General features: G+C 37.1%; 25 protein-coding genes and 1 tRNA gene. 11 read left to right on the forward strand and 15 right to left on the reverse strand.

All coding sequences use genetic code 11. The features are described from left to right. Positions 1-1,516 precede the first annotated feature (1,516 nt). The gene (locus CHI06_RS16670) at positions 1,517-5,671 is read left to right on the forward strand and encodes a S8 family serine peptidase (protein ID WP_095249756.1); all 4,155 of its coding nucleotides are present in this window, start codon (positions 1,517-1,519) and stop codon (positions 5,669-5,671) included. Between the two features lie 369 nt (positions 5,672-6,040). Here CHI06_RS16670 and CHI06_RS16675 read toward each other — a convergent pair. Next, positions 6,041-6,112: transfer RNA gene (locus CHI06_RS16675), tRNA-Val, on the reverse strand. Between the two features lie 144 nt (positions 6,113-6,256). Here CHI06_RS16675 and CHI06_RS16680 point away from each other — a divergent pair. From CHI06_RS16680 to CHI06_RS16700, 5 genes are all read left to right on the forward strand, one after another. Further along, a complete protein-coding gene (locus CHI06_RS16680) occupies positions 6,257-6,481 on the forward strand; it encodes a hypothetical protein (RefSeq protein ID WP_095249757.1) in 225 nt (74 codons plus the stop codon). Positions 6,482-6,579: 98 nt separating this feature from the next. Further along, complete coding sequence (locus tag CHI06_RS16685) at positions 6,580-7,302, forward strand: alpha/beta hydrolase (RefSeq protein ID WP_095249758.1); 723 nt, start codon at positions 6,580-6,582, stop codon at positions 7,300-7,302. 97 nt (positions 7,303-7,399) lie between these two features. Further along, positions 7,400-7,912: a YjcG family protein gene (locus CHI06_RS16690; RefSeq protein WP_095249759.1), complete on the forward strand. Its 513-nt coding sequence runs from the start codon at positions 7,400-7,402 to the stop codon at positions 7,910-7,912. 6 nt (positions 7,913-7,918) lie between these two features. Then, the gene (locus CHI06_RS16695) at positions 7,919-8,341 is read left to right on the forward strand and encodes a GNAT family N-acetyltransferase (protein WP_095249760.1); all 423 of its coding nucleotides are present in this window, start codon (positions 7,919-7,921) and stop codon (positions 8,339-8,341) included. A 124-nt stretch (positions 8,342-8,465) separates the two neighbouring features. Next, the gene (locus CHI06_RS16700; protein WP_095249761.1) at positions 8,466-10,751 is read left to right on the forward strand and encodes an ATP-dependent helicase; all 2,286 of its coding nucleotides are present in this window, start codon (positions 8,466-8,468) and stop codon (positions 10,749-10,751) included. A gap of 42 nt (positions 10,752-10,793) precedes the next feature. Here CHI06_RS16700 and CHI06_RS16705 read toward each other — a convergent pair whose 3' ends face one another. The 7 genes from CHI06_RS16705 to CHI06_RS16735 all read right to left on the reverse strand — a co-directional run bounded on the left by CHI06_RS16705 (position 10,794) and on the right by CHI06_RS16735 (position 14,479). Then, the gene (locus tag CHI06_RS16705; RefSeq protein WP_095249762.1) at positions 10,794-11,048 is read right to left on the reverse strand and encodes a stage VI sporulation protein F; all 255 of its coding nucleotides are present in this window, start codon (positions 11,046-11,048) and stop codon (positions 10,794-10,796) included. 159 nt (positions 11,049-11,207) lie between these two features. Continuing rightward, positions 11,208-11,333 carry a YjcZ family sporulation protein gene (locus CHI06_RS16710; RefSeq protein WP_095249763.1) on the reverse strand — a complete coding sequence of 42 codons (126 nt, stop codon included), beginning with the start codon at positions 11,331-11,333 and terminating at the stop codon, positions 11,208-11,210. Positions 11,334-11,430: 97 nt separating this feature from the next. Further along, entirely contained in the window at positions 11,431-11,787 is a 357-nt protein-coding gene (gene spoVAE / locus CHI06_RS16715) for a stage V sporulation protein AE (protein ID WP_095249764.1), read from the reverse strand. Between the two features lie 5 nt (positions 11,788-11,792). Further along, positions 11,793-12,818 carry a stage V sporulation protein AD gene (gene spoVAD / locus CHI06_RS16720; RefSeq protein ID WP_095249765.1) on the reverse strand — a complete coding sequence of 342 codons (1,026 nt, stop codon included), beginning with the start codon at positions 12,816-12,818 and terminating at the stop codon, positions 11,793-11,795. Next, positions 12,819-13,295, reverse strand: a complete 477-nt coding sequence (gene spoVAC / locus CHI06_RS16725) for a stage V sporulation protein AC (protein ID WP_095249777.1) — start codon at positions 13,293-13,295, stop codon at positions 12,819-12,821. 16 nt (positions 13,296-13,311) lie between these two features. Then, positions 13,312-13,779, reverse strand: a complete 468-nt coding sequence (locus tag CHI06_RS16730; RefSeq protein WP_179292653.1) for a YhcN/YlaJ family sporulation lipoprotein — start codon at positions 13,777-13,779, stop codon at positions 13,312-13,314. 349 nt (positions 13,780-14,128) lie between these two features. Next, positions 14,129-14,479 (reverse strand): DUF1360 domain-containing protein, encoded by a 351-nt coding sequence (locus CHI06_RS16735; RefSeq protein WP_095249766.1) that lies wholly within the window; start codon positions 14,477-14,479, stop codon positions 14,129-14,131. Positions 14,480-14,604: 125 nt separating this feature from the next. On the opposite strand from CHI06_RS16735, the gene CHI06_RS16740 reads away from it, so the two are divergent. Then, positions 14,605-15,117: a CotY/CotZ family spore coat protein gene (locus tag CHI06_RS16740; protein ID WP_095249767.1), complete on the forward strand. Its 513-nt coding sequence runs from the start codon at positions 14,605-14,607 to the stop codon at positions 15,115-15,117. A 49-nt stretch (positions 15,118-15,166) separates the two neighbouring features. Here CHI06_RS16740 and CHI06_RS16745 read toward each other — a convergent pair whose 3' ends face one another. The 3 genes from CHI06_RS16745 to CHI06_RS16755 all read right to left on the reverse strand — a co-directional run bounded on the left by CHI06_RS16745 (position 15,167) and on the right by CHI06_RS16755 (position 18,558). Then, a complete protein-coding gene (locus tag CHI06_RS16745; protein WP_179292654.1) occupies positions 15,167-15,712 on the reverse strand; it encodes a CotO family spore coat protein in 546 nt (181 codons plus the stop codon). Positions 15,713-15,826: 114 nt separating this feature from the next. Continuing rightward, on the reverse strand, positions 15,827-16,597 hold the full coding sequence (gene fabI / locus CHI06_RS16750) for an enoyl-ACP reductase FabI (RefSeq protein WP_095249769.1): 771 nt from the start codon (positions 16,595-16,597) through the stop codon (positions 15,827-15,829). 113 nt (positions 16,598-16,710) lie between these two features. Continuing rightward, a complete protein-coding gene (locus CHI06_RS16755) occupies positions 16,711-18,558 on the reverse strand; it encodes a monovalent cation:proton antiporter family protein (RefSeq protein WP_095249770.1) in 1,848 nt (615 codons plus the stop codon). A gap of 72 nt (positions 18,559-18,630) precedes the next feature. On the opposite strand from CHI06_RS16755, the gene prpE reads away from it, so the two are divergent. Continuing rightward, positions 18,631-19,371: a bis(5'-nucleosyl)-tetraphosphatase PrpE gene (gene prpE, locus CHI06_RS16760; RefSeq protein ID WP_095249771.1), complete on the forward strand. Its 741-nt coding sequence runs from the start codon at positions 18,631-18,633 to the stop codon at positions 19,369-19,371. Positions 19,372-19,446: 75 nt separating this feature from the next. Here prpE and CHI06_RS16765 read toward each other — a convergent pair whose 3' ends face one another. The 4 genes from CHI06_RS16765 to CHI06_RS16780 are packed head-to-tail and all read right to left on the reverse strand — an operon-like array spanning position 19,447 to position 22,240. Beyond that, positions 19,447-20,346, reverse strand: a complete 900-nt coding sequence (locus CHI06_RS16765) for an RluA family pseudouridine synthase (RefSeq protein WP_095249772.1) — start codon at positions 20,344-20,346, stop codon at positions 19,447-19,449. 26 nt (positions 20,347-20,372) lie between these two features. Further along, a complete protein-coding gene (locus CHI06_RS16770; RefSeq protein ID WP_095249773.1) occupies positions 20,373-21,173 on the reverse strand; it encodes an NAD kinase in 801 nt (266 codons plus the stop codon). Positions 21,174-21,211: 38 nt separating this feature from the next. Beyond that, positions 21,212-21,850 (reverse strand): GTP pyrophosphokinase, encoded by a 639-nt coding sequence (locus CHI06_RS16775; protein ID WP_095249774.1) that lies wholly within the window; start codon positions 21,848-21,850, stop codon positions 21,212-21,214. 30 nt (positions 21,851-21,880) lie between these two features. Then, positions 21,881-22,240 carry a hypothetical protein gene (locus CHI06_RS16780; protein ID WP_095249775.1) on the reverse strand — a complete coding sequence of 120 codons (360 nt, stop codon included), beginning with the start codon at positions 22,238-22,240 and terminating at the stop codon, positions 21,881-21,883. 120 nt (positions 22,241-22,360) lie between these two features. Here CHI06_RS16780 and CHI06_RS16785 point away from each other — a divergent pair, with 120 nt between their 5' ends. From CHI06_RS16785 to CHI06_RS16795, 3 genes are all read left to right on the forward strand, one after another. Beyond that, a complete protein-coding gene (locus tag CHI06_RS16785) occupies positions 22,361-22,933 on the forward strand; it encodes a CYTH domain-containing protein (RefSeq protein WP_179292655.1) in 573 nt (190 codons plus the stop codon). 71 nt (positions 22,934-23,004) lie between these two features. Next, positions 23,005-23,412, forward strand: a complete 408-nt coding sequence (locus tag CHI06_RS16790) for a globin domain-containing protein (RefSeq protein WP_095249776.1) — start codon at positions 23,005-23,007, stop codon at positions 23,410-23,412. Further along, positions 23,409-24,275 (forward strand): ClpXP adapter SpxH family protein, encoded by an 867-nt coding sequence (locus CHI06_RS16795; RefSeq protein WP_257009340.1) that lies wholly within the window; start codon positions 23,409-23,411, stop codon positions 24,273-24,275. The genes CHI06_RS16790 and CHI06_RS16795 overlap by 4 nt, the downstream gene beginning before the upstream one ends. The last annotated feature ends 247 nt before the right edge of the window (positions 24,276-24,522 follow it).

The raw sequence follows: 24,522 nt of genomic DNA on the forward strand, positions 1-24,522 counted from the left end.
TATATTCAACTAACTTCCGTTGGTACTCTTTAACTATGGGGGAATACATATGTTCTTTTTGAGCTGTAGTCAAATAAATAAGCAGTTTAGCACCTTTTTCAAATTTAGTACTTTGTTCACGTTTAGGGAATCCAACTCGTTGCTCCTTTAATCCGTCCAGATACCAATCTGGATGAACGAAATTTAATTCCATACTCTATAATTTGTGTAATTAGCTCCTACTTCATGTTTTACAATAATAATATGCAGGACCTATTAATAGCATGCATATGTAGTCCTGTAAGGGGTTATTTTACGCGTTCTTCTCTATATAAAAGCTCTAAATACTCTATAATCTCTACTGTTGCCATTTTGAGGTCTCAACCTCCAAGGCTTCCGTCACGATCCGAAAATCCTTTTGATTGGCTCGAAATAATGCACTCTTCCAGCAACTTTATATGTATAATTGTCATTCCAAAACGGTCACTTTAACCGGTAGCGTAAACACCCTGGCATAGCAGATGAGCGAATTTAATCTATAAATCAATGCTCCTCGACGCTCGCGCTCCTAAAAGACCGTATTTCTTACGTTCTTTCATATGTGCATTTAATATCAAGAAACATGAAATAAAACAAACCTTGTTATCATAAGGATTAGCTCAATTTTTATGTAAAAATTGAAAAACGAGATATTTCCGTTCTATATGTTTCGTGGTCAAAATCTGGTCAAAAGAATTTTACAAAATAAAATAGACAAAAACCAAAATGGTTGAGAGCCTTTAAAACGTTGATATTAACGCTTTTAGCCTTTTTTTGACTACGACTTACCATTGAACCCTTTTTACGAGCATCAATGAATATGATTTCGTTTTGCTGTACCCTAAATCCTTTTTCACCTCTAAGGTTCTTACTCAAGTAGAAAAGACAACAAGGTACCCCATCACCGATTTATGTATAATTTCCCACGCGCTTATGCTAGTGGTTTTTTTATTTTATTAAAATATAATTTCCTTTCCTTTTCCATGATCAAAATAAAGTGTGGCTTTAAAAGGTCATACAATTGAAAAGACTTAATCCTAGAATTAGTGATAGTCTTTTTGCCTGTTTTTTATCTGTAAAAAAAAATTTATAACCATAATTCTTATGAAATTCTAATTCTCCCCCAAGTCCATCGTCGACAATCTACAAATAGCTACAACAAATACTGTAATAACATTACCTTTTTTTATTTATTTTTACATAATGTAACATTAATATCGATTTTTTTGTAAGTGCTTGTATAAATAAACGGACGAGCTTCTTTTCCATTTCCCCCGATACATTTCAAAATCATAAATAACTATAATATAAATTAAGTTGATTTTTCTGAATATTTTACATACCGCTTAGTTTAAATCTATCAAGATGTCAGTTACATAGTGCATATGTTGATTGATCAATCCGTGTATTAAATGTGAAGTATCGTAATTAAACACGAAGACATCACAGTTTTACAAATGTTTTAGATGACTAATTTAGTTTGAAGAGGAGAGGTTCGATGAAGAAAAGTAGAAACAAAAAAATCATTAAAGCCATGGCAGCTGGGGTGTTAACCACAAGTCTAATTTCAACTTGTTTAATACCTGGGCAAAAATCTTTTGCAGTGACAGATATTAATGCCAGTACAAACGGCATTAAGGATATTGACAGTTACATAAAAAATATATCCGACGCTGACAGAGTAAGAATTCATAGTATGCAGGAGATCGACTTTGAAAAGCTTAAAATCTCATCTGATGTGAATTTGAAGGTTGATACCCCTTTAAATGTCATTGTCCAGTTTAAACAGGATCCAGCAGTGGTTGATTTTAAGAAAAAGCAAGCAAATGGCCTCAAAGCCTCACTTGATGATTCAATGAAAATGGTCGATGAATCTCATAAAAAATTTAAGGAACAGTTCAATGGAAATCAAAATTTCAATAAATCCATTGAAATTAATAGAGAATTCAAACATGCATTCAATGGGGTAGCAATGTCACTACCTGCTAATCAAGTACAAGAATTACTAAGTATGGATACCGTTCAAGCCGTTTTTGAAAATAAAGAAGTTTCCATTGCTCCAAACGCTGAGCCAGAGGTCGAATCAACGAACAACAGCTCAACCTTAACACAGGATAACCTAGAACAAATAGGTGCAAACAAATTACACAAAGAAGGAATAACTGGGAAGGGTATCAAGGTTGGTGTCATTGATACAGGAATCGATTATACCCACCCTGACCTAAAGGATGTTTACAAGGGGGGATATGATTTATATAGTAACGATCCAGACCCAATGGAAACAACCTATCAAGATTATGTGAAATCTGGACAGAAAGAATTTAATCCACTTACAGGGGCTTCTTACTGGACAAACCACGGAACACACGTATCGGGAATTATAGCTGGTACTGGGAAAAATAATTCTGACTTTGCTATAACGGGTGTTGCTCCGGATGTAGAACTTTATGGATATAAGGTTTTAGGACAATATGGTAGTGGCCTAACTTCAATAATCATAGCAGGGATAGATCGCGCGGTACAAGAAAAGATGGACGTTATTAATTTATCATTAGGAACAGATATAACCGACCCGCTTAATCCGTTGTCAGTTGCTATTAATAGTGCAACTTTGGCAGGAACAGTTTGCGTTATTGCAGCCGGGAATTTCGGAGTCCCGTATTCTATCGGAAATCCAGCTGCATCACCACTTGGTATATCAGTCGGTGCTAGCAGTTCTCCTGTTACTGTGGAGACGAGTAATGGAGTTATAAGTTCAAATAATGAAACGATAAATTTAAAAAATATGAGAATGATGGCCCTAGACTATTATACTCCGCTTAATTCGATAAAAGGAATGACTCTTCCGATCGTTAATGTAGGTATAGGCGACATTCCTAGCTATAATGGTAAAGATGTGAAAGACAAAGTGGTACTTATTGAACGTGGTATTAAAACATTTTATGAGAAAATTAACCTAGCAAAGGAAAACGGTGCAAAAGCGGTAATTCTGTACAATAATGTTCCTAACGAAGACTATATCCCTTACTATTTTGGCTATTCCTTTGACTTCTGCCCTACCTTCAACATTTTAAATGAACAAGGCACTAAAATTGTCAATATGTTAAAAAATGGTCCAGTAAACCTAACCATTAATGATTTTGGTAAAATGACGATGGAAGGGGATAAGCTCGCAGACTTTAGCTCAAGGGGGCCGGGAAGAAGAGATTATGATATTAAGCCTGAAGTCACGGCTCCAGGTGTAGATGTGTTCTCTTCCGTACCAGCTTATACCAATGGATATGGCCATAGGGATGACTACCAGCATGCATATGCAAGATTTTCTGGTACGTCAATGGCTGCTCCTAACGTAGCAGGCTCTGCTGCCTTGATTTTGCAAAGCCATCCTGAATACACACCTGCGGATGTTAAACTAGCTCTGATGAATACCGCTGATAAATTAAATGGTTCCTACAGTGTATTTGAAGTAGGCTCTGGAAGAATTGACACGTACGAAGCTGTCCACTCATCTACTAAAGTAAGTGTGAAGGATGAAATATCAACTTTACAAAATGGCCAAAAAGTAAATCTTCCACAAACAGCAGGTGACATTGCTTATGGCCCTATTCCTGAATCTAAAAAGGATTATAAAATTAGAAGAACAATTGATATAACAAATAGCTCAAATGCAGAAAAAGTATTTGACGTAAAGGTTGGACTTAATCCAGGTGGCTCGATGTCACAAGATGCTTTAAAAAATGGTGTGAATTTGGATATTGCTTCTGAAGTATCGGTAAAACCTAATTCAACTTCTTCCATTAATACAAATCTACTAATACCAAAAGACTCTGAGCTTGGTTTATACGAAGGATATATTTACTTTACGAATAAAAACGACAGCAACGAAGTTTACCAAATTCCGTTTGGATTTAAGAAGTTAAAAGAAGGAATAAAAGATTTACAAGTACCTTTTAAATCTTTTGCGACTAGAAGAGATTTAAATAATGGTTACATGGGATATACTCCAATTGGATTTAGTTTTTCAAGTCGTATGAATGATGTTGATCTTGTATTAAAAGATGCAGATACTGGCGAAGGACTTGGGATTATTGACTCCTACCATGGTGGATATTTTAATGAAGATACGTTTTGGGGAGTAGAAGGTGGATTTGTTGGGCTGTACTTCCCATTTACTTCAAATAAAGATCAACCAGTAAGCTTGACTAAGAAACTTGCTTCACCTGGGAGATATGAAATTGAATTAGTAGGACAAAACGAAGATGGAGATCTGTTTAAAAAGTCTGAACAAGTCTTTATTGACAATACCCTTCCAACTGTAAAAATGAATATTCCTGGTGGAGTATACGAAGTCGATGAGAATGGTCTAAAAATAAGTGGGACCATAAATGATTCAAATGTAGATGAAATGAATAAATATGGATTTAACTTTGACCAATCTTCAAACAAGGTTAATGCATTAACTACTTTCCCGACTGGCAACATTCCATTAGCGATTGACAAAGATGGTAAATTTGAATACCAAAGAACGATTCAACAGGGTACTAACACAAATATTACTTTACGAACCTTTGATAATGCTATAAACGGAATGCAGGATCATCCTGATTTTACCTACACATTGGTGAAAAAGGGAACTCCTTATGCGAAATTAACAACAGACAAAAATAATGCAAAATATGGTGATACTTTTAAGGTAACTTTAAGTGAGCACAATATTAAAGATTTAATGGGAGGAGAATATACTCTTTCTTATTCTAATCAAGTATTCGAACTTCAAGGCGTTGAATTAAATAGTGAATTTGTAAACGCTGCTCAGGCGAAGGGACTTTCTGCTAGCTTTACAAAGGTAGAAACAACTTCCGGTGCGACGAACAGTATTAAATTAATTCCACAATTAACTGGAACTACTACTTCTGGAATTAATGAAAATATGGGAGTAATGAACCTTACATTTAAGGTAAAGGACACTCCAAGTGTTTACACAAAATGGATTCAACAACTTAACATCACGTCTGCAAAAGCATATGTATTAAATCAATCGCCTTTGTTCATTAACAAATTTGGTCGAGGAATCAATATACTACCAACAACTTCAGTTCTTGAAGGTGGCTTCTTGTGTGATGGCTATATTGCTCCTGGTACGTTATGGCATGATTATACTAAGGACTATTCAATGGTTGGGGCAGAGGTATATTTGATCGGCCAGGATGGAAAACGATATGATGCAACAATCAACAGTTCAGCAAGATTCTCCATAAAGAATCTTCCATTAATTAATCAATCCTACGACCTAGTTGTAAAGGTCCCTGGACACTTTGAAAGACATACAAAGGTAGATGAATTAGTAGACCTATATGAAGGACAGGAAGTTGGAAAACTAAAGTATATCTTCTATGGAACAATGAGAGCAGGAGACGTTAATAATGATAACGTTATCGATATTCTCGATGCTGCCTATATTTCCGAAAAGCTTAATACAAACGATCGAAATGCAGATATCAATTATGATGGTGTAGTAGATGTGAAAGATATGGAGTTTGTAAAGAAATACTACCTATTATTAAATCCAGACGTTCCTGTTCATAAACAACCATTAACAAGATATAAAGGTAAGGTACTCGAAGATTACCTTACACCTTTAGGATTAAACTAATAATTGATTTGAGTTTTCATTTGCCACCAGCTTATGTTGGTGGTTTTTTTATTTAATAAAAATCCAATTGAATTACCTTTCCCTTGATATAAAAGTGGAGGGTTATTATAGGCCATGATTCTTAATCTATAAAAATAGATCGGGTCTTATTTCCCTGTTTTTAGTTCGAATAAAAAATTAATAAATATTTCTATCAAGTAACTCTAATTCTCCCCCAAATCCAATGTCGAAAATCTACAAATAGTTACAGCAAATTCGGTGATATTATCTCCCTTTTATATTTATTTTTACAAAAGGTAACAATCAAAAAAAGCCTCTGTAACAATAGAAAAAACCTTGATAACTCAACGTTACCAAGGCTTTATTTGATGACCTGTGAGGGATTCGAACCCACGACCCCTTCCCTGTCAAGGAAGTGCTCTCCCACTGAGCTAACAAGTCGAATTAAGCTACAAATATAATTATATTAAAAATGAATAAAAAGTCAATAGTTTTAATAAAGAATACACGCTCTAAATTCATTTGAATAAAGAACAAATGTTCGGATATAATAATAGTATACGATATCAGAAAGGCGGGATTAACATGGATGGGCTTTTATTACGATCTATAGAGGAAAATATTCCGTTGGAGATGATTTATCTATCAGAAGACCAGCAGATTTCACAACGTAAATTACTTGTGAAAGAAGTGAATGATGAGTACATTCGCGCTTATTGTCTCTTACGGAAACAGATTCGCATCTTTCGCAAGGAAAATATATTATCTATCATGCCAAATCCCCACTCTAAAGAACAATTCCTACACTAATATACACCCCAAAATATACTTTACTTTCCACTTGAGCATTTCTAACAATGTTATGATAAAATGCAGTTGTATCGATCGAACATTGGGGGAATTGTCGCATGGAGATACCAAAAGGCACGATAAAAGAACATACAATTAAAAGTAATGAGCTTGGAGAAGAAATACAGCTTCTCATCTATTTGCCAGCAAATTTCTCACCATTATATAAATACTCACTGTTAATCGCCCAGGATGGCAGAGATTATTTTCAACTTGGCAGAATTGGACGATTAGCAGATGAGTATCTTTTTGAGCGAGAAATTGAAAATTTAATCATCGTTGGGATACCCTATAAGGATGTGGAGGATCGCCGCAGGAAATACCACCCAGCTGGAGAACAAAATCAACATTACATTCGCTTTTTAGCACATGAATTAGTTCCATTCCTAGATAACGTATTTCCAACTTATCAGATGGGCTCAACAAGGGCGCTAATCGGTGATTCACTTGGAGCTACAGTATCGTTAATGACCGCTCTCCAATATCCTCATACTTTTGGAAAAGTGCTTCTACAATCACCGCTTGTTGAAGATGAAGTGTTTGGATTGGTCGAAAGCTTTACAGAAGCTGAGCTTTTAGAGATATATCATATCGTTGGAAATCAGGAAACCAAAGTCCAAACCACTAATGGCAAAAAAAGCGACTTCCTAAGTCCAAACCGGAAGCTGTCAGAAATCTTTACAAACAAGGCCTTTACATATTTTTATGATGAATTCGACGGCGACCATACATGGACATTTTGGCAGCCTGATTTAAAAAGAGCCCTAAAGATGATGTTTTAAGGTCATTTCATATTTTTTGAATATTTGCTATAATAGCAGGAAGGTCCATGACTGCACCGATTTAAGAAAAATTCTTGTTTATATGGAGGTTACACATATGAAATTTGGAGTTGTTATTTTTCCATCAAAAAAACTACAAGATTTAGCTAATTCCTATCGTAAGCGTTATGACCCGCATTATTCACTCATCACTCCACACCTAACGTTGAAAAATTCATTTGAAGCAAAGGAAGAGGATGTTGTTTACTTTGCTGATAAATTAAGGCAAATAGCAAGCAATACCAATGCGTTTACATTAAAAACAACAAAAATCAGCTCTTTTCAGCCCGTAAATAATGTTATCTACTTTAAAGTAGAGCCAACCGAAGAGTTAAATTTATTACATCATGAAATCAATCAAGAATTTAGTGAGCAAAATTTAGAATATGCTTTCGTTCCACATATTACGATTGGTCAAGAGCTTTCAAATGATGAGCATTCAGATGTTTATGGTTCATTAAGAATGAAAAGATTTGATCATGAAGAAAGTGTTGACCGCTTCCATTTACTCTATCAGTTAGAAAATGGTTCTTGGACGGTTTACGAGACATTTCGCCTAGGAAAGGAATAATCACCTGTGAATGTAAAAGTTGTAGAAAATGAAAAAGAACTTGAAGATGCTTTTTGTGTCAGAAGAACTGTCTTTATTGACGAGCAAAATGTCCCTGCCGAAGAAGAAATTGATCAATATGAGGAAGACGCTGTACATTTCGTTTCCTACCTGGAAGGCTCACCGATTGCAGCTGGCCGCTTTCGTGTTGTAGATGGTTTTGGCAAGGTAGAACGAATTTGTGTATTAAAGGAAGCTAGAAAAACTGGCGCTGGAAAAGCCATTATGAGTGAAATTGAAACTTATGCTCTCGAAAATGAACTACATAAATTAAAGTTAAATGCTCAAACACACGCTATCCCATTTTACGCTGGTCTCGGTTATGAGGTTGTTTCCGAAGAATTTCTAGACGCTGGGATTCCTCATAAAACCATGATAAAAAAAATTTAATTTCAAGCGCTTGCCCTTAAGTGGCAAGTGCTTTTTTCATTTCTTGAATAGATGGGCACTTTTCGATAGTAACTAGTTTTGCTATGATAGAGTTTGTCGTATTTTTTAAAAAAGAGGCTGAATAATGAAAACTGCTATGCATCAAAATCAAAGGATTGTTCTTGACCAAGTAGCCCGAGAACAATATCAATTAATATATTTGCAGGGAAAAAACGGTGAGTTATCCTGCCCTGTCTGTAATGAAAAGGTACGGTTATTTCTTGGTATACTGGAACAACCTTATTTTTATCATATTAAATCTCCTGAAACTTCATGTCCAGAACCAGTAATTGAAGAAATGGAACCGATTATGGTGGAGCGAAATGGATTTCGTATCCCCCAAGGAAGAACCATTATTGAAACATCTAAAAGTACCAGCTTATTCCGTCCATCAAAAACTATCAAATGCTCCCTGCCCTTTATAAAAACCGAAGGTGCAAACCACCTTGAGCATGACTCCTATCTAAGAGAACTGGCCACCAATGGAGTTATACTCGATAAAAGTCAAGCAGCAGCTGTTGTGGAAACTGAAGGCTCTTTATTAGTCCTTGCTGGTGCAGGCAGCGGTAAAACACGAGTACTCACAGCGCGTACCGCTTATATGTTAAATGTGAAAAAAATTGACCCGCGCACCATCATGCTCGTCACATTTACCTCAAAAGCTGCTGGTGAAATGAAAAATCGTTTGATTACTTATCCGCAGATTAATAAGGGACAAATAAATAACCTGGTGACCGGCACCTTCCATAGTATTTTTTATCGTATTCTTATGTTTCATGAGGGGAGTAATTGGTCCGGAGAACGTCTGTTGAAGAAGGAGTGGCAGCGCGATAAGATTTTGAAAGAGGCTGGGAAGGAAATCGATTTATCTGAGAAGGAATTCGCCTATGATTTAGCCCTTCAGCAAATTGGATTTTGGAAGAATTCACTTCTATTTCCTCATGAAGTGAAGCCGCTGACAGATTGGGAAGAAAAAACTGCCTTCCTTTATAAGAAATATGAGGAATATAAAGCACAAAAAGGCTTATTTGATTTTGACGATATGCTGATGGGCTGCTATCAGCTGCTGAGCACCAGCCCATCGCTGCTTGAACTTTACCAGAATCGCTTTCATTATTTTCTCATTGATGAATTTCAAGATATTAATAAGGTCCAATATGAACTGATAAAGCTGCTCTCAGACAAGCATAAAAATGTTTGTGCCGTAGGGGACGACGATCAGGCCATCTATTCCTTCCGAGGCAGCGACCCTAGTTATCTGTTAGAGTTTGAAAAGGACTTTCCATATGCAAAAGTCGTTTCACTGGAGCAAAACTACCGTTCATCCCATGAAATTGTCTCTGCTGCCAATGAGATGATCATGAAGAACAAGGTTAGAAGATATAAGAAAATGAAAGCCCAATTTGAATATGGTACCTCCCCTATCCTCTTCTTTCCTTTTGATGAAGAGGAAGAAGCAACGATGATTGTAACTGACATCCAAGAAAAAATTGTGCATGGAGCAAAACCATCTGATTTTGCGATTTTATATCGGACCAATGCAGGGTCCCGAGCGGTATTTGAACGTTTAGCAAGTTCAAACCTGCCTTTTAAAATTGATTTAGATTCAGAGGCTTTTTATGAACGACACATTGTAAAAAGTGTTTTTTCTTTTCTAAAAATAAGCTTAGATGAAGATGATAATCAGGCATTAGCTAATATTTTTCCTGCTCTATATTTGAGTCAGCATGCACTAAAGGATATTAAGGCTGAAAGCATACTAAAAGATTGTACCTATCTAGAGGCGCTTTCCCATTTAAAAACAAAACATGCTTTTCAAGAAAAAAAATTAAAAAAGGCCGTGCAGCACATTCGCTCGTTGAAATTTGCCTCCCCGCTTAAATCAATCGAAATCATTGAAAAGGACTTAGGTTTTCTTGACTTTTTGAAAAAACGAGGAAATGAATCGAGTCAGCAAGATAAAGGCTCCGATGATTTAAAGGATTTAAAGGTTGCAGCAAAAAGCTTTACAAGTATTCAAGCCTTCCTATCACATGCGGAGCATATGTCCGCGATGAACAAAGAAATTAAAAATTTAAGTAAGCATTTTCCTGACGCCATTAGTCTAAGTACCATCCATCGGGCAAAGGGATTAGAATACAAAAACGTATATATCATTGGAGCGGTCGATGGCAGCCTGCCGCATGATTACGCTTTAGAAGACTCAAGAAATGGCGAATTTGCAGCACTAGAGGAAGAAAGAAGACTTTTTTATGTAGCGATGACACGAGCAAAGTTTGAGCTACTTCTCTCTGTTCCCCAGAATCGAAGAGGTAAAAAGGCTAATCCTTCCCGTTTTTTAACACCTTTAACAAAAAAAAATAAAAATTAACAAAGAAGACCTTTTTCCATCAAGGAAAGAGGTCTCTTTTACTTATTTTTTATTGATCATCTTTGAAATTGTATTGAAATCGAGTTGTTTTCCATCGTTTACGATAGATTGCACAATTTTATCTTCCGTTTCTTTATTTACTGGCTTGTTTGCAATTTGCGAAACGCGGCGGATAACATTGCGAACGGTTTTTTCATCTTTAAAATTCGCATTTTGTAAGGAATTCGCTAATTCAAGAATATCTTTCATATTAACGCCTGTTTTCTTTTCAACATTTTTAAAGAAACCATTATCCATGGTAAAAATCACGCTCCTTCATAGGCTACTCTTATTGTATGAAGGAAGGTTTAAAACGTGAAAAGAATGACTAAAAGAAAAGGCTGGCCACTGATATGGCCAACCTTTCTTTCGCTGCAAGCTTTGCAGTTTTATAATAAAAGCTTGCACCGACATTGATTAAAAGAAGCTTGCGCCCACGATGATTAAAAGAATGAATAATACGACGATTAAAACAAAAGTTGAACCGCCGCCATATCCACCGCCGTAGCCACAGCCGCCATATCCACCATATCCACCGAACATAAAGTGTCACCTCACTTTGTAATTCTCATTAATAACATATGAGATACACCTTCAAAGTGTACTAGGCGACATGCTGCAGACAACCTCTGAAATTTTTTTAACCCTTTGGTTTAAAGATTAAGGCCCCAATAAATCCAAAAATAATTGCCGCTGAGATACCAGAACTAGTAACCTGAAACATGCCAGTTAAAACTCCAATCAGGCCATGCTTTTCTGCGTCCTGTAAAGCACCATGGACTAAGGAATTACCAAAGCTGGTGATAGGGATAGTTGCACCTGCACCGGCAAAATCCACTAGTGGCTCGTACAGCCCGAATCCATCTAATATGGCACCTGCCACTACTAGTAAGCTTAGAGTATGGCCAGGTGTAAGCTTAGCTACATCAAATAGAAGCTGTCCGATCACACAAATTAATCCCCCAACCACAAATGCCCAAAAAAACATTGCTAACATTAGAATTACCTTCCCTCTTCATTCATTTCAATGGCAACCGCGTGTGCAACACATGGAATTGATTCGTTTTGTTGAAAGCTGAGCGGGGACAATAACGCTCCAGTTGCGACTACTAAAATTCTTTTATACATGCCCTTTTTCATTTGATTTAATAAATGTCCATATAAAACCGTTGCAGAGCACCCTGCTCCGCTTGCACCTGCTTGAACTGGTTGATCATCCTTATATATCAAGAGCCCGCAATCCTGAAATTGTTTACGTTCTAATTTGAGTCCACTCTTACCTAGTAATTCAAAAGCGGTATCATGCCCGATTCTCCCTAAGTCACCTGTGATAATTAAATCATAGTAGGAGGGATCTATTTCTAAATCGCGAAAATGAGCCATAATTGTATCGGCAGCAGCTGGAGCCATGGCCCCGCCCATATTGAACGGATCAGTCAAGCCCATATCTATAACTTTTCCAATCGTCGCCGATGTGGTTACAGGCAGCTGCTTACCAGCTTGATTTTGAGTAATAAGTGCAACACCCGCACCTGTAACCGTCCATTGGGCTGTAGGAGGTTTTTGTCCTCCATACTCTGTTGGATAGCGAAATTGTTTTTCAGTTGCTGCATTGTGACTTGAGGCACCTGTTAACACATTATTTGCCCCTTGGTAATTAACAATAAAGGAGGCTAATGCCAACCCCTCCATTGAAGTTGAGCATGCACCGAAGAGTCCAAAGTAAGGAATTTGTACTGTCCTGGCTGCAAAGCTAGTTGGAGTTATTTGATTGATTAAATCACCGGCAAATAAAAATTGAATTTCTTCTTTCTCCATTTTTGCTTTCGCTAATGTAGTCCTAATTGCTTCTTCAACTAAAACTCGCTGTGCCTTTTCGTAAGAATCCATTCCCATCCATAAGTCTTCATGTAAAATGTCAAAGTCATTGACTAGGTTACCATTTGCTTCAAAGGGGCCTCCGGAAACTCCAGTAGCGGATATCATTGGCCGGTTTTGAAAAACCCAAGATTGATGCCCTCTTAACAATTACAAAACCCCCCACATGCCCAGTAACGTTTTTATTAGTGCAACAACAAACGCAGAGAACACTCCAAAAAGAATTACCGAACCCGCTAGCTTAAACATATTCCCTCCAACACCTAATACAAACCCCTCTGTCCGGTGCTCAATTGCTGCAGAAATAACGGCATTTCCAAAACCTGTGACAGGTACCGCACTGCCGGCACCTCCAAATTGGCCAAGGCGGTCATAAACGCCAAAACCTGTTAACAGCATCGATAAGAACACCATTGTCGCAACCGTTGGATTGCCGACATTTTGCTCAGTAAAATGAAAAAAATAAATGTAAAAATAACTTATCGCTTGACCTACAACGCAAATTATCCCACCTACCCAAAAGGCCCTGATGCAATTCTTGAGAATAGGTCTCTTCAACTCATGCTTTTGTTGAAGCTGCTGATACTTTTGCTGCTGAGGCGTCATATCTTTTTGATTGCTCGCCATTGTCATTCATCCCTTCTTACTTCATATCTGATGACATTTTAACAATCTCATTAAAACGTTTTTCCGCCTGCTTATCAGAAAGAGTTCCATTATTCTTCCTCTCAACTAGGCGCACAGCTTCTAAAAATATCTTATAGTCACTCGACACTGTGAAATTTTCCTTCGGATATTTTTTTTCTAGGGTTTTGTTTAAATCCTTTTCGATTTTTTTCATTTTGAATCGTTGCATATGTTTCACTTTATATACAACAAGTGTATCCTTTTTCCCTTTCACAACTGCAACATCATAAATCTCATCGAAACTTTCTACTTCCTTCTCAATTTTTTCTGCTTTGTCCTGGCCCTTATTTTTCTCTGTAACAGTCGGGTTAGGATTGGTCGTTTTCATGAGAGCCAGTTGGCTATCCTTCTCATTTTGCCCCTGACTACAAGAGCTCATTAAAAATATAGATACAAATAACATAAGCCGAATTATGTAGACCATTTATTTTCCTTCCCTTATCCAAATTATAGAAATACCACTCCTATATAGTTTTTTCTAAGTTAACAAAAATTATGACTTGATTGCGGTAACTTTTGTTTTTTAGCTTCTAGTGGACAAAAAAAACTGCCATTATATTCTGGCAGTTAACATTTATCTTTGAGTTTTTTTACCGCAGCCGCAGCCTTTTTTCTTAGTCGTTTTCTTCGTTTGAGTAGTTTTTGTTGATTGCGTTTTCTTATTATCTATATTCACCCTATTACCACTCCCATATCGTTATTATTACTACTAATAAGATATGTTAGAAATATAGAACTTGTCTCGGGCGTACAACCATTTTAGCTTATTTCTCTTATATCCAAAGCTGAACAACAGATTCCAAAATTGCTGCCAAACCCGCAACTGCAAATACAAGAATAATTGGTACGAATAGGGCCGGTAAAAAGAAGTATCCAGTTATAACTGATGCTGAAATCCACACGCCCGTACACCAATAACAGCTTAGCAACTCCCCAATAAATTTTTTAATAGGTGTCCTCTTCGGAAGATAATACACCTCTACAGCACCATCTTCATTTTCTTCTGTTATTTCATCAAAAAAAGGCTGCCTAAGAAATCCAGTTATTTTGTCAAAAACAATTAGCCTTGTTAATCGAAAGCAGGCTAATCCTAATATAATAAAAGTAAAAAAATCAATGTTCATTTTTTCTTTCCTTTCCATTTTATTAGCCTAATTTTAGTTAAAAAGGCGTTTGTCCGTTACCCAATTGGTCCTGTTTAAATATGTTAGTAATGTAAGATATATATCACGGATAGGAGGAGTAATTAATGGGTTGTGGCAGAAATAGTGACTCACGGAGCAGCAACGGCTGTGTATGTGATGTTGTTCGTGCTATAAAAGACATCCAGGATAATGCTGTACTAGATGACGATTGTGTAGATTGTCCAAGTTGTTTCTTGGAACCACTTGGTTCACTAGTGTCACCAGCAAGAAGAGATCGTGCAGATACTCGTGTTTTTGTATTAAAAAACGCAGATGGTTCACCATTCCACGCGTTCTTTAGCGGCGAAGGCAATGCATGTGTATCAATTTTCTTCCGCGTAGAAGATGTATTTGATAATTGTTGTGCAACACTTCGTGTTCTCATTCCAGGGCGCAGAGAAGGCGGGAACTTTATCCCAATTAACCTAGTTGCCGGCGGAGACAGATGTTGTATTAACCTAGAAAGAGTTTGTCAAGTTGAACGCTTCCGTGCCAGCAATGACTGTATTACAGTTGATTTAAATTGTTTCTGTGCTATACAATGTATTGCTGATGTAGACCTTGGTCTATGTGACTAATTCTTTGTAATAAAATGAGCCAGTCGATAACCCGGCTGGCTTTTTTTGTTTACTTCTTTATACCAATCATCATGACATCTTTTAAGTTTTTTAAAGAAATGGTCTCAGTTGTTTGATTTGGAAAGCGAATCGTTACATCCTGTTCATTATATTCAACTAAATATCCTTGTAAATTCTTTTCTTCCGTATAAAAGACGCAAGGAACTGGCGGCAATGCTTTAGGGAAATTTTCTAGGTATTCTAAACGCTCCATAAGGTTCATTTCTCTAAAGCCTTTTACTTTGTTAAATGTACGGGGTTTTTCTTGTTTTGGCTGAATACTGTGGTTCTGCACCGCTTCTTTATCTTTAGGCTCTTTAGGTAATTCTGTCTTTGCAAGTGAAACTTCAAAGAACTTTTTCTTGCTTTCCTTGTTGCTTTCCTTCTTGCTTTCCTTGTTGCTTTCCTTCTTGCTTTCCTCCTCTAGCAGTGGTTCTTCAATTGGCAGCTGAACCTCCTGCCTGTTTGTAAAAATTTCCTGATTGTTTTTTACAGGTGTATTTAAAAACGTCTGTGAAACATAAAGTATCGGTCCACGTTTTGCCTTTTTCTCCATCCAATTCACCTCCATTTACCTAGCCCTACACTCTATATGTATGCAGTTTGCCTATACCCGTTCATGAAAATTAGTATAGAAAAATGCCCGCTAAGTTGTTAGCGGGCATTACCATTATAAAATGTGAAATCCTGAATCAACGTGAATATTTTCACCCGTGATACCTCGAGAAAGATCACTGAATAGGAATAGTGCAGTATCACCAACTTCTTCTGGCGTTGTAGCTCTACGTAAAGGTGCTTTTTCTTCAATCACTTTTGTAATTAGATTAAAATCACTAATACCTTTTGCTGATAGGGTCCTAATCGGTCCTGCCGAGATTGAATTGACACGAATCCCTTCCCTGCCTAAATCTTCAGCCAAATATCGAACGCTTGCATCAAGAGAAGCCTTTGCAACACCCATTACATTATAATTCTGTATAACTCGTTCTCCGCCTAGATATGTTAATGTGACGATACTTCCGCCTTCTGTCATTAATCCCCGAGCCTCTTTTGCTACAGCAGTTAGAGAATAAGAACTAATATTATGAGCCAACAAGAATCCTTCCCTTGTAGTGTTCATATATTCCCCGTTTAATTCTTCTTTGTTAGCAAATGCAATACAGTGTGCAACACCATGGATGGTACCTACAGCTTCCTTAATATCAGCAAAGCATTTAGCCACATCTTCATCTTTGGTTACATCACAAGGAAGCACAAGAGTTCCTTCTGCTTCTAATGATTCAGCTAATTCACGAACGCTGCCTTCAAGCCTTTCCCCTGCATAGGTAAAGATCAAACGTGCACCCGCATTGTTTAGTGACCGAGCGATTCCCCATGCGATACTACGTTTATTTGCTACCCCCATTACTACATATGTTTTTCCAGTTAAAGAAAGATTCATATAGAAAAAGTCCTCCCACTCCATGCATTATATTAGTTATTAGTACTTGGTACTAAGTTTACACTATTTACTAACAAATGAAAAGTATCAGCTTTCTCAAGGATATTCCTCCCTTAGAATTCTAATTCCCTTTTTAGCTCATCTACATACTCTTTTGACCCCGTTACAATCAAACGATCATTTAGGAGCAGTTCCGTATCACCATGTGGTACAATCGAATCCTTTCCTCGAAATATACGAACAAAAATAACATCTCCTGTAAACGGAAACCTTCTTAGCGTCATTCCGTCGTACTGCTCATTTTGCATTCTTATTTCATAAAGCGAGCTTTCTTGATTGGTTAATATGTTCATTACACTTGGTGTTTCAATTAATGCCCGCAACAATGTTTTTGTTGACATGAAGGATGAGAAAACTTCAATTTCATTTTCTCTCAGACTTTGCTCAAATTCGGGACTTTCGATACGAACAATTACCCTGGAAACACCCATTTCCTTAGCCTTCAATGCTAAGTTTGCATTTGTCTGATCCTGGCCAGTGGAAATGACAACAATATCCGTTTGAAAAATCTTATTCGTTTCAATTGTTTCTAACGAATAATTAAAAATCTCAACGATATCAAATAATGAATTAGAGATAAGTTTATCTGATTTGTCCATTCTTGTATGATAGAGGGTTGGTTCATATAAACCTGATTTTAGTTCCCTTGAAACAGGAAGTGTAACTTGGTTTGCACCTAAAAATGCAATTCTTACTTTTGGATCTGCACCCACTTCTTTTGGGAACAATTTCTTAAAGGCTATCGGTGTAAAAATGGAAGTGATGACGGCAACGAGAATAAGGGTTCCACTCATCTCCGGAGTAATGACCTCCATACGCTCTCCAATTGTCGCCGCTGCAATTACTAACGATAGTGTAGACGTAAGTAAGAAACCCGAAGCAAGCACTGTTTTTGTATCATACCAGATTTTCAATAGATATACTGGGACTACCTTTGATAGCAGAAGTCCTAATAATAAAAGCGGTATTAATAACAAAAGCTTTCTATCCGCAAATAAAGACCAAACATCTAGTTCCACACCAATCATTACAAAAAAGATTGGTATTAAGAAACCATAACCAAAGGAATCTAGTTTATGGATTAGTTCTTGATTTGGAGATAGGAGAGAGACCAATACGCCTGCTAGGAAAGCTCCTAGGATATTTTCTGCACCTACTGTTTCTGAGAGTCCAACTAATACTATAATGAGCATAAATACTGCACGGGTTCCGATTTGTACAGTCCCTTTTGACAATGATTCAAGCAAGGGACGATTTTTAAAACGTTTACCAACAAAATACAAAACAACACCAGCAGCAAACAATATAAGCAGAAGCCATGTATTCCCTTGTCCTGGATCATAAATTGACACAAATATGGCCAAGAGGATCATGGTCACTAAATCAGCCACCACTGCAACCAATAGTATGATTTGGCCAATGTTGGATTTCATCAGGTGTGCTTCTTTTAAAGTCGGAACCACAACCCCTAGGGATATCGTTGATATTATGAGCGTCATTAAAAATGCGTTGTCTATAAAACCTGCAAATACAAACAAATAGGATAACAACAGGGAAATAATAAATATACCAATAAAAATGATAAATGAGGCCAAGAAGGTGTTCGGTTCCTTTTTACCATTTGGAAGTGTATTTTGTTTCTTCCCTCCTGTGAAGGCAGTAAAATCAATTTCTAATCCACTAAGAAACATGAGGAAAATAAAGCCAAGTGTCGAGAGTGTTGTTAACCACATATCTTCATGAACTACATTGAAGCCGCTTTTCCCAATCACAAGTCCCATAATAATTTCTGCAACTACAACAGGGATAAAATATAATTTTAATCGGTGTAGTAAAATTGGGGTTACAAAAGCAACCGTCACTACCACCAGTAAAGATATTACAGAAGCATGTTGTTCCATAAATGGCCTCCTTCATTTCTTTTTATAAAAATCACTAAACAAACCAAAAATAAAAATAAGGGGGAATATTCCATGAAAATTGATATCATCGGAGATATACATGGCTGTTTGCCAGAATTTGAAGCTTTAACTAAGAAGTTGGGTTACCAATGGAGTGATGGAATCCCGTCTCATCCCGAAAACAGGCTGTTAGGTTTTGTTGGCGATTTAACGGATCGCGGTCCATCTTCACTAAAGGTTGCTGAAATAGTATGGCGACTGGTAATAGAGCAGAAAAAGGCATTTTACACACCTGGAAACCATTGTAATAAACTGTATCGTTACTTTATTGGGAATAAGGTTCAGGAAACCCATGGGCTTGAAACAACTGTAGCAGAATTCAAATCACTGCCACGAAAAGAACAGCAAACCACTAAAAGGAAATTCATCGAACTCTATGAAAAATCGCCGCTTCATTTAATAGTAGATCAAGAAAAGCTAGTTATTGCCCACGCTGGGATCAAAGAAGAATTTATCGGCAAAACAAACTCTAAAGTGAAGACGTTTGTCCTTTATGGAGATATTACAGGTGAGAAAAACCCAGATGGTTCTCCTGTAAGAAGAGATTGGGCTAAGCAGTATGCTGGTAAGCCTTTAATCGTTTATGGTCACACACCCGTAAGAGAACCAAGAGTTATTAATAATACCTATAATATTGATACTGGAGCTGTTTTTGGCGGTAAGTTAACTGCCCTCCGGTACCCAGAGCTAGAAATAGTTTCTGTAGATTCTACTATGCCATACATAGGAGAAAAATTTAAAGACTTTGCTTAAAAATAGGGTAAATAATCCTATCAACATCGACAAATTTCCTAGGAAATCACCAAAAAACGCAAAAAGGCTGACAATCTAGGAGTCAGCCTTTACTAATACATACAAATCTTCAGGAAGGTTTAATGTGAAATTCATATCCTGGCCACTAAATGGGTGAGAAAAATGAATCTTTTTACAATGTAGTGCCTGCCGATTAATCAGGGTTTGGTTACCCTCGTATAGGTCATCTCCCAATAAGGGGTGCCCAATAAAAGACATATGAACCCTAATTTGATGTGTTCGACCAGTCTTTAGCTGTAATTCAACGTGTGTAAACTCTTTATACCTTTTAAGTACCTTGTAATGGGTGCACGCATATTGCCCGTCACTCCGTACCTCTCTTTCAATAATACTGTCCAACTTTCTTCCAATCGGCTCCTCAATTGAACCTTCTTCGAGTACAAGATGACCCTCTGCAAGTGCTTCATATGTTCTTTTTATATTACCATTTTTCTGTTGTTTGCTTAGTAGATGATGAACATGGCGATGCTTTGCAATTAAGACAATACCAGAAGTATCTCTATCCAAACGGGTGACAATATGAGAGGTAGCTCTTATTCCAATTTCTTCATAGTATCCTATCAAGGCGTTAGCCAGACTTCCTGTGGGATGTTCTCGCGATGGAATGGTACTCATGCCAGCAGGTTTGTTAACAATCAGTAAATATTGGTCTTCAAAAAGAATCTCCAATGGGATTTTTTCCCCTGCTGCCCCTGCACTTGGGTTTTCAGGAGGAAAAATAACGGTTAAGAATTCACCCTCTTTTAACACATAACGAACATTCACTTCAATGTCATTCACCAGAATTTTCCCGCCATTAAATTTAATATCCGTTAGAGCAATTCGAGATATCTCTTCTTCTTTCAAGAATTCCTTAATCATTCGGCCTGCTTGCTGTTTATTAACTTCCCACTGAAGTTGAAAACCTGATATCATGATGTTTTTTCCTCCAGCTATTAGGATTAATCGGAATCCGATATAAATGAATCATGGACCCTCTTCCAAAAAGGAAATGGACGAAAACGAGCAAAGCGAATTTTTTCATCCGGCACCCTGAATTGAATTGATTTTACATCTTTATGAAGTAAAGTAAGATGATCAACCGTTACTTGGAAATCTACCCGATTAACTGGTTTCAGCATACAAGTATGATGGGATGGCAGGATTAGAGGTGATCCAACCGTTCGAAAAACGCGATTATTTATTGAAGCCATCTCTGCAACCTGTAATGCAGATATCGATGGATGGATAATAGCCCCACCAAGTGCTTTATTATAAGCAGTACTGCCTGACGGCGTGGAGACACATAAACCATCCCCTCGAAACCGTTCAAAGTGCTGCCCGCGTATTTCCACATCCATAACCAATGTCCCTTCAACACTTTTGACAGTTGATTCATTTAGTGCAAGATATCTGGATTCCTTACCTGCATGCTGGTAACGGATGATTACTTCAATTAATGGATATTCAACAACCTGATACGGTGTCTTGGCAATCGCAATGACGAGCTTCTCAATTTCATCAGGTGTCCAGTCAGCATAAAAACCTAGATGTCCAGTATGAATACCAACAAAAGCGGTCTTATCCAAGCGGCTGCTGTATCGGTGAAAAGCATATAGAAGTGTCCCGTCGCCTCCAATTGAGACGACAATATCTGGTTGGTCCTCGTCGTAAATAAGATCAAAGTCCAGTAAATACGTTCTCATCTTGTGCATTAAGATATTCGACTTTTGATCTCCTTTGGATGTAATGGCAAATTTCATCATCGTATACTCCTTGTACTGAAATTTACAAAGCTCTATCAGCTTTTCTCTTCTTGTTTAAACTCTTTATTTCTCGTAAAAAACGCTTGGGCCTCTTGGATTTCACCACGTATCAATGACATTTCTTCATCTAAACGAAATGCTGCTTCCGCAGCTCGCTGGAGCCTCATTTGAATATCAGTTGGGAAAATCCCTTTATATTTATAACTTAATGTGTGTTCAATTGTTGCCCAAAAGTTCATCGCTAAGGTTCTTATTTGTATTTCAGCAAGAATCCTTTTTTCCCCATGAATTGTTTGAACAGGATACATGATAACTACATGGTAAGAGCGATATCCACTTGTCTTTTTGTGTGAAATATAATCCCTTTCCTCAACAATTTGAAGATCATTTCGATTTCTTAATAAGCTAACAACATGATGAATGTCGTCTACAAATTGACACATGATTCTCATTCCAGCAATATCCTGCATTTCTTCTTCCAATTTATCTAGTGGAATACCCTTTTGATTGGCTTTATCAAGGATACTTGCAATTGGCTTAACTCTCCCCGTCACAAATTCAATTGGTGAATGGCTGGAATCTAGCTCAAATTGTCCTCTCATCCCTTTTAATTTTATTTTCAGCTCTGACACTGCCTGTTTATATGGAGCTAAAAACTGGTCCCAATGCTTCATCATTCCACCCCAATGACAACTATAATATGTTTAAAAAATCTCTTCTACTTTCGTGACCATTTCTGCACCATAATTACTATTGCCTCTTATGTTGGTTATTAGTTCAGATAATTCCTCATAGAAATTTGTTAATTCCCATTGTTCATCTTCAAAAAGAATCCACACTGGAATTGGTTGTTCCAGTACCTTTTTTAAACATGGCCAAATTGGCTCTTTCATGTCGATATATGTATAACCCTCTAGATTTTCCAGTAAATAAACAAAAGAAAATTCTTTAGAATCAACAAGAATTTGTTCTGCGGGGCTTAACCCGCTAATGGACTCACTTACATATAAATTTAATTTACTATTCAAAAAGTTTGCTTTCGTAATTGTTATTCTTTTATTCATCCTTTTTACCTCCACTATTCACTCCCTTATTTTAGCATAATCTATCCATTTCTCCCAAGAATTGCGGTTTAACTTAAAGCTAAGATACAATAAATATATGTTAGGAAAGGAATGGACCTGATGTCAGAGACAATCGAAATTGAATTTAAGAATTTACTTACTAAAGTTGAATATGAAAATCTTCTTAAAACATTTAATGTTAAGGAAAAGGATATTGTCATGCAATCAAATCATTACTTCGACACACCGGAATTTGCTTTAAAGAACCTAGGTTCTGCCCTAAGAATCAGAGAAAAAAAGAATAACTTTGAATTGACGTTAAAACAACCAGCAGCTGTTGGACTTTTAGAAACGACACAACTTTTATCTGCAAAAGAGTTTAAGGCAGCCATTCAACAGCAGATATTCCCAAAGGGAATTGTCCAGGAACGAATAGAACAATTAAAAATTGCATTTAACAAAATTGTATATTTTGGATCTCTCACAACCAAAAGAGCTGAATTCCCCTACAAAGAGGGTTTACTTGTATTGGATCATAGCTTTTATTTAAACAAAGAAGACTATGAGATTGAATACGAAGTGGAAGATTTCCAAAGTGGACAACTTGTATTTCAAGGACTACTCAACCAATATGAAATACCTATACGAAAAACTCAGAATAAAATTGCTCGGTTTTACCAGCAAAAATTATAAGCGGTTTATTTGAGATATGAAATTAGCATTGATAAAATAAAGATACAAACATATTCAAAGGAGTTGTCAACATGAATGAGAAAAAGCCTACTCCATATGAGACCCTTGGCGAAGCTGCTCTACATCGTCTCGTGGATACTTTTTATGGTCTAGTTGCACAACATCCTGATCTTGCTCCAATCTTTCCAAATGACTTTTCAGAAATTGCCCGAAAACAAAAGCAATTTTTAACACAATATTTGGGAGGACCACCATTGTATACAGAGGAGCATGGTCATCCGATGATGCGTGCACGACATTTGCCTTTTCCCATTACTCCTGCTCGTGCAAAGGCATGGCTTTCATGCATGACACAAGCGATGGACAAGACTGGTTTAGAGGGTCCATTTAGGGATGAATTTTATTCTAGGCTCTATCTTACTGCTCAGCATATGATTAATAAGCCTGATGGCAGTGAGATACCGGGTGAAAATTCGTGAGTATTCCTGGATTCACTTCAAGGCCAAACTCCTACAGTTATGACAAGAAGCCGCTTGAAATATATATGTTCATCGATCCTTTATGCCCAGAGTGTTGGGCACTTGAGCCTATCTTAAAAAAATTACACATTGAATATGGCAGATATTTTTCCATAAAACATGTGTTAAGTGGTCGTATCGCAAATTTAAATGTCAGCAAAAAGAAAAATTATGAAGTGATTGCGGAATTATGGGAAAAGACAGCAAGCAGATCAGGGATGTCCTGTGATGGAAGCCTTTGGTTAGAAAATCCAGTAGCTTCCCCGTATATAGCCTCTGTTGCAATAAAGGCAGCTGAGCTGCAAGGCAGACGAGCAGGCATACGGTTTCTACGCAAGCTACAGGAAAAACTTTTTATCGATAAACAAAACATCTCCCATATTGAAGTATTAACATCCTGTGCTAAAAATGCAGGATTAGATGTAGAGGAGTTCATATCCGATTTTCATTCTGAAAGCGCGGCTAAAGCATTCCAGTGTGACCTAAAAATCACCACTGAGATGGAGGTACAAGAAATACCGACGCTTGTATTTTTTAACGAGAATGCAGAGGATGAGGGCATTAAAATTACCGGGCCCTACCCGTATGAAGTCTATGTGCAAATTCTTGAAGAAATGCTTTCTGTAGAGCCTGAAAAAAATCCGCCGCCCCCTTTAGAAAAATTTCTGGAGTATTTTAAACTAGTGGCTTCTAAAGAGATTGCAGTAGTTTATAATTTGTCAATCTCTCAAGTAGAGCGAGAAATGAAACAATTGCTTTTACTTCAAAAGGTGGAACAACTTCCGGCAAAGTATGGAACATTTTGGCGGTATCTTGAAGACTAATCCAATCGCAGTGACTTCTTAAACGTGAAAAGACCTTGCAGCCAAACTGCAAGGTCTTTTTCTATTTTATACGAACAAAGGGGATGGGAGAAATTTTTCACGGTCAAACAAAGGGGTATATGTTTGTTGTGACTAACTTCACGTATAGAATATACCATGTTGCAGAACCCATTGACAATGTGATTGTGTGTTATTTCACATAATTGTCAAAATCATATTCACCTAATGTGGACAATAAACTATATAA

This window comes from Bacillus sp. 7884-1 (assembly GCF_002272245.1).
GTDB lineage: Bacteria > Bacillota > Bacilli > Bacillales > Cytobacillaceae > Neobacillus.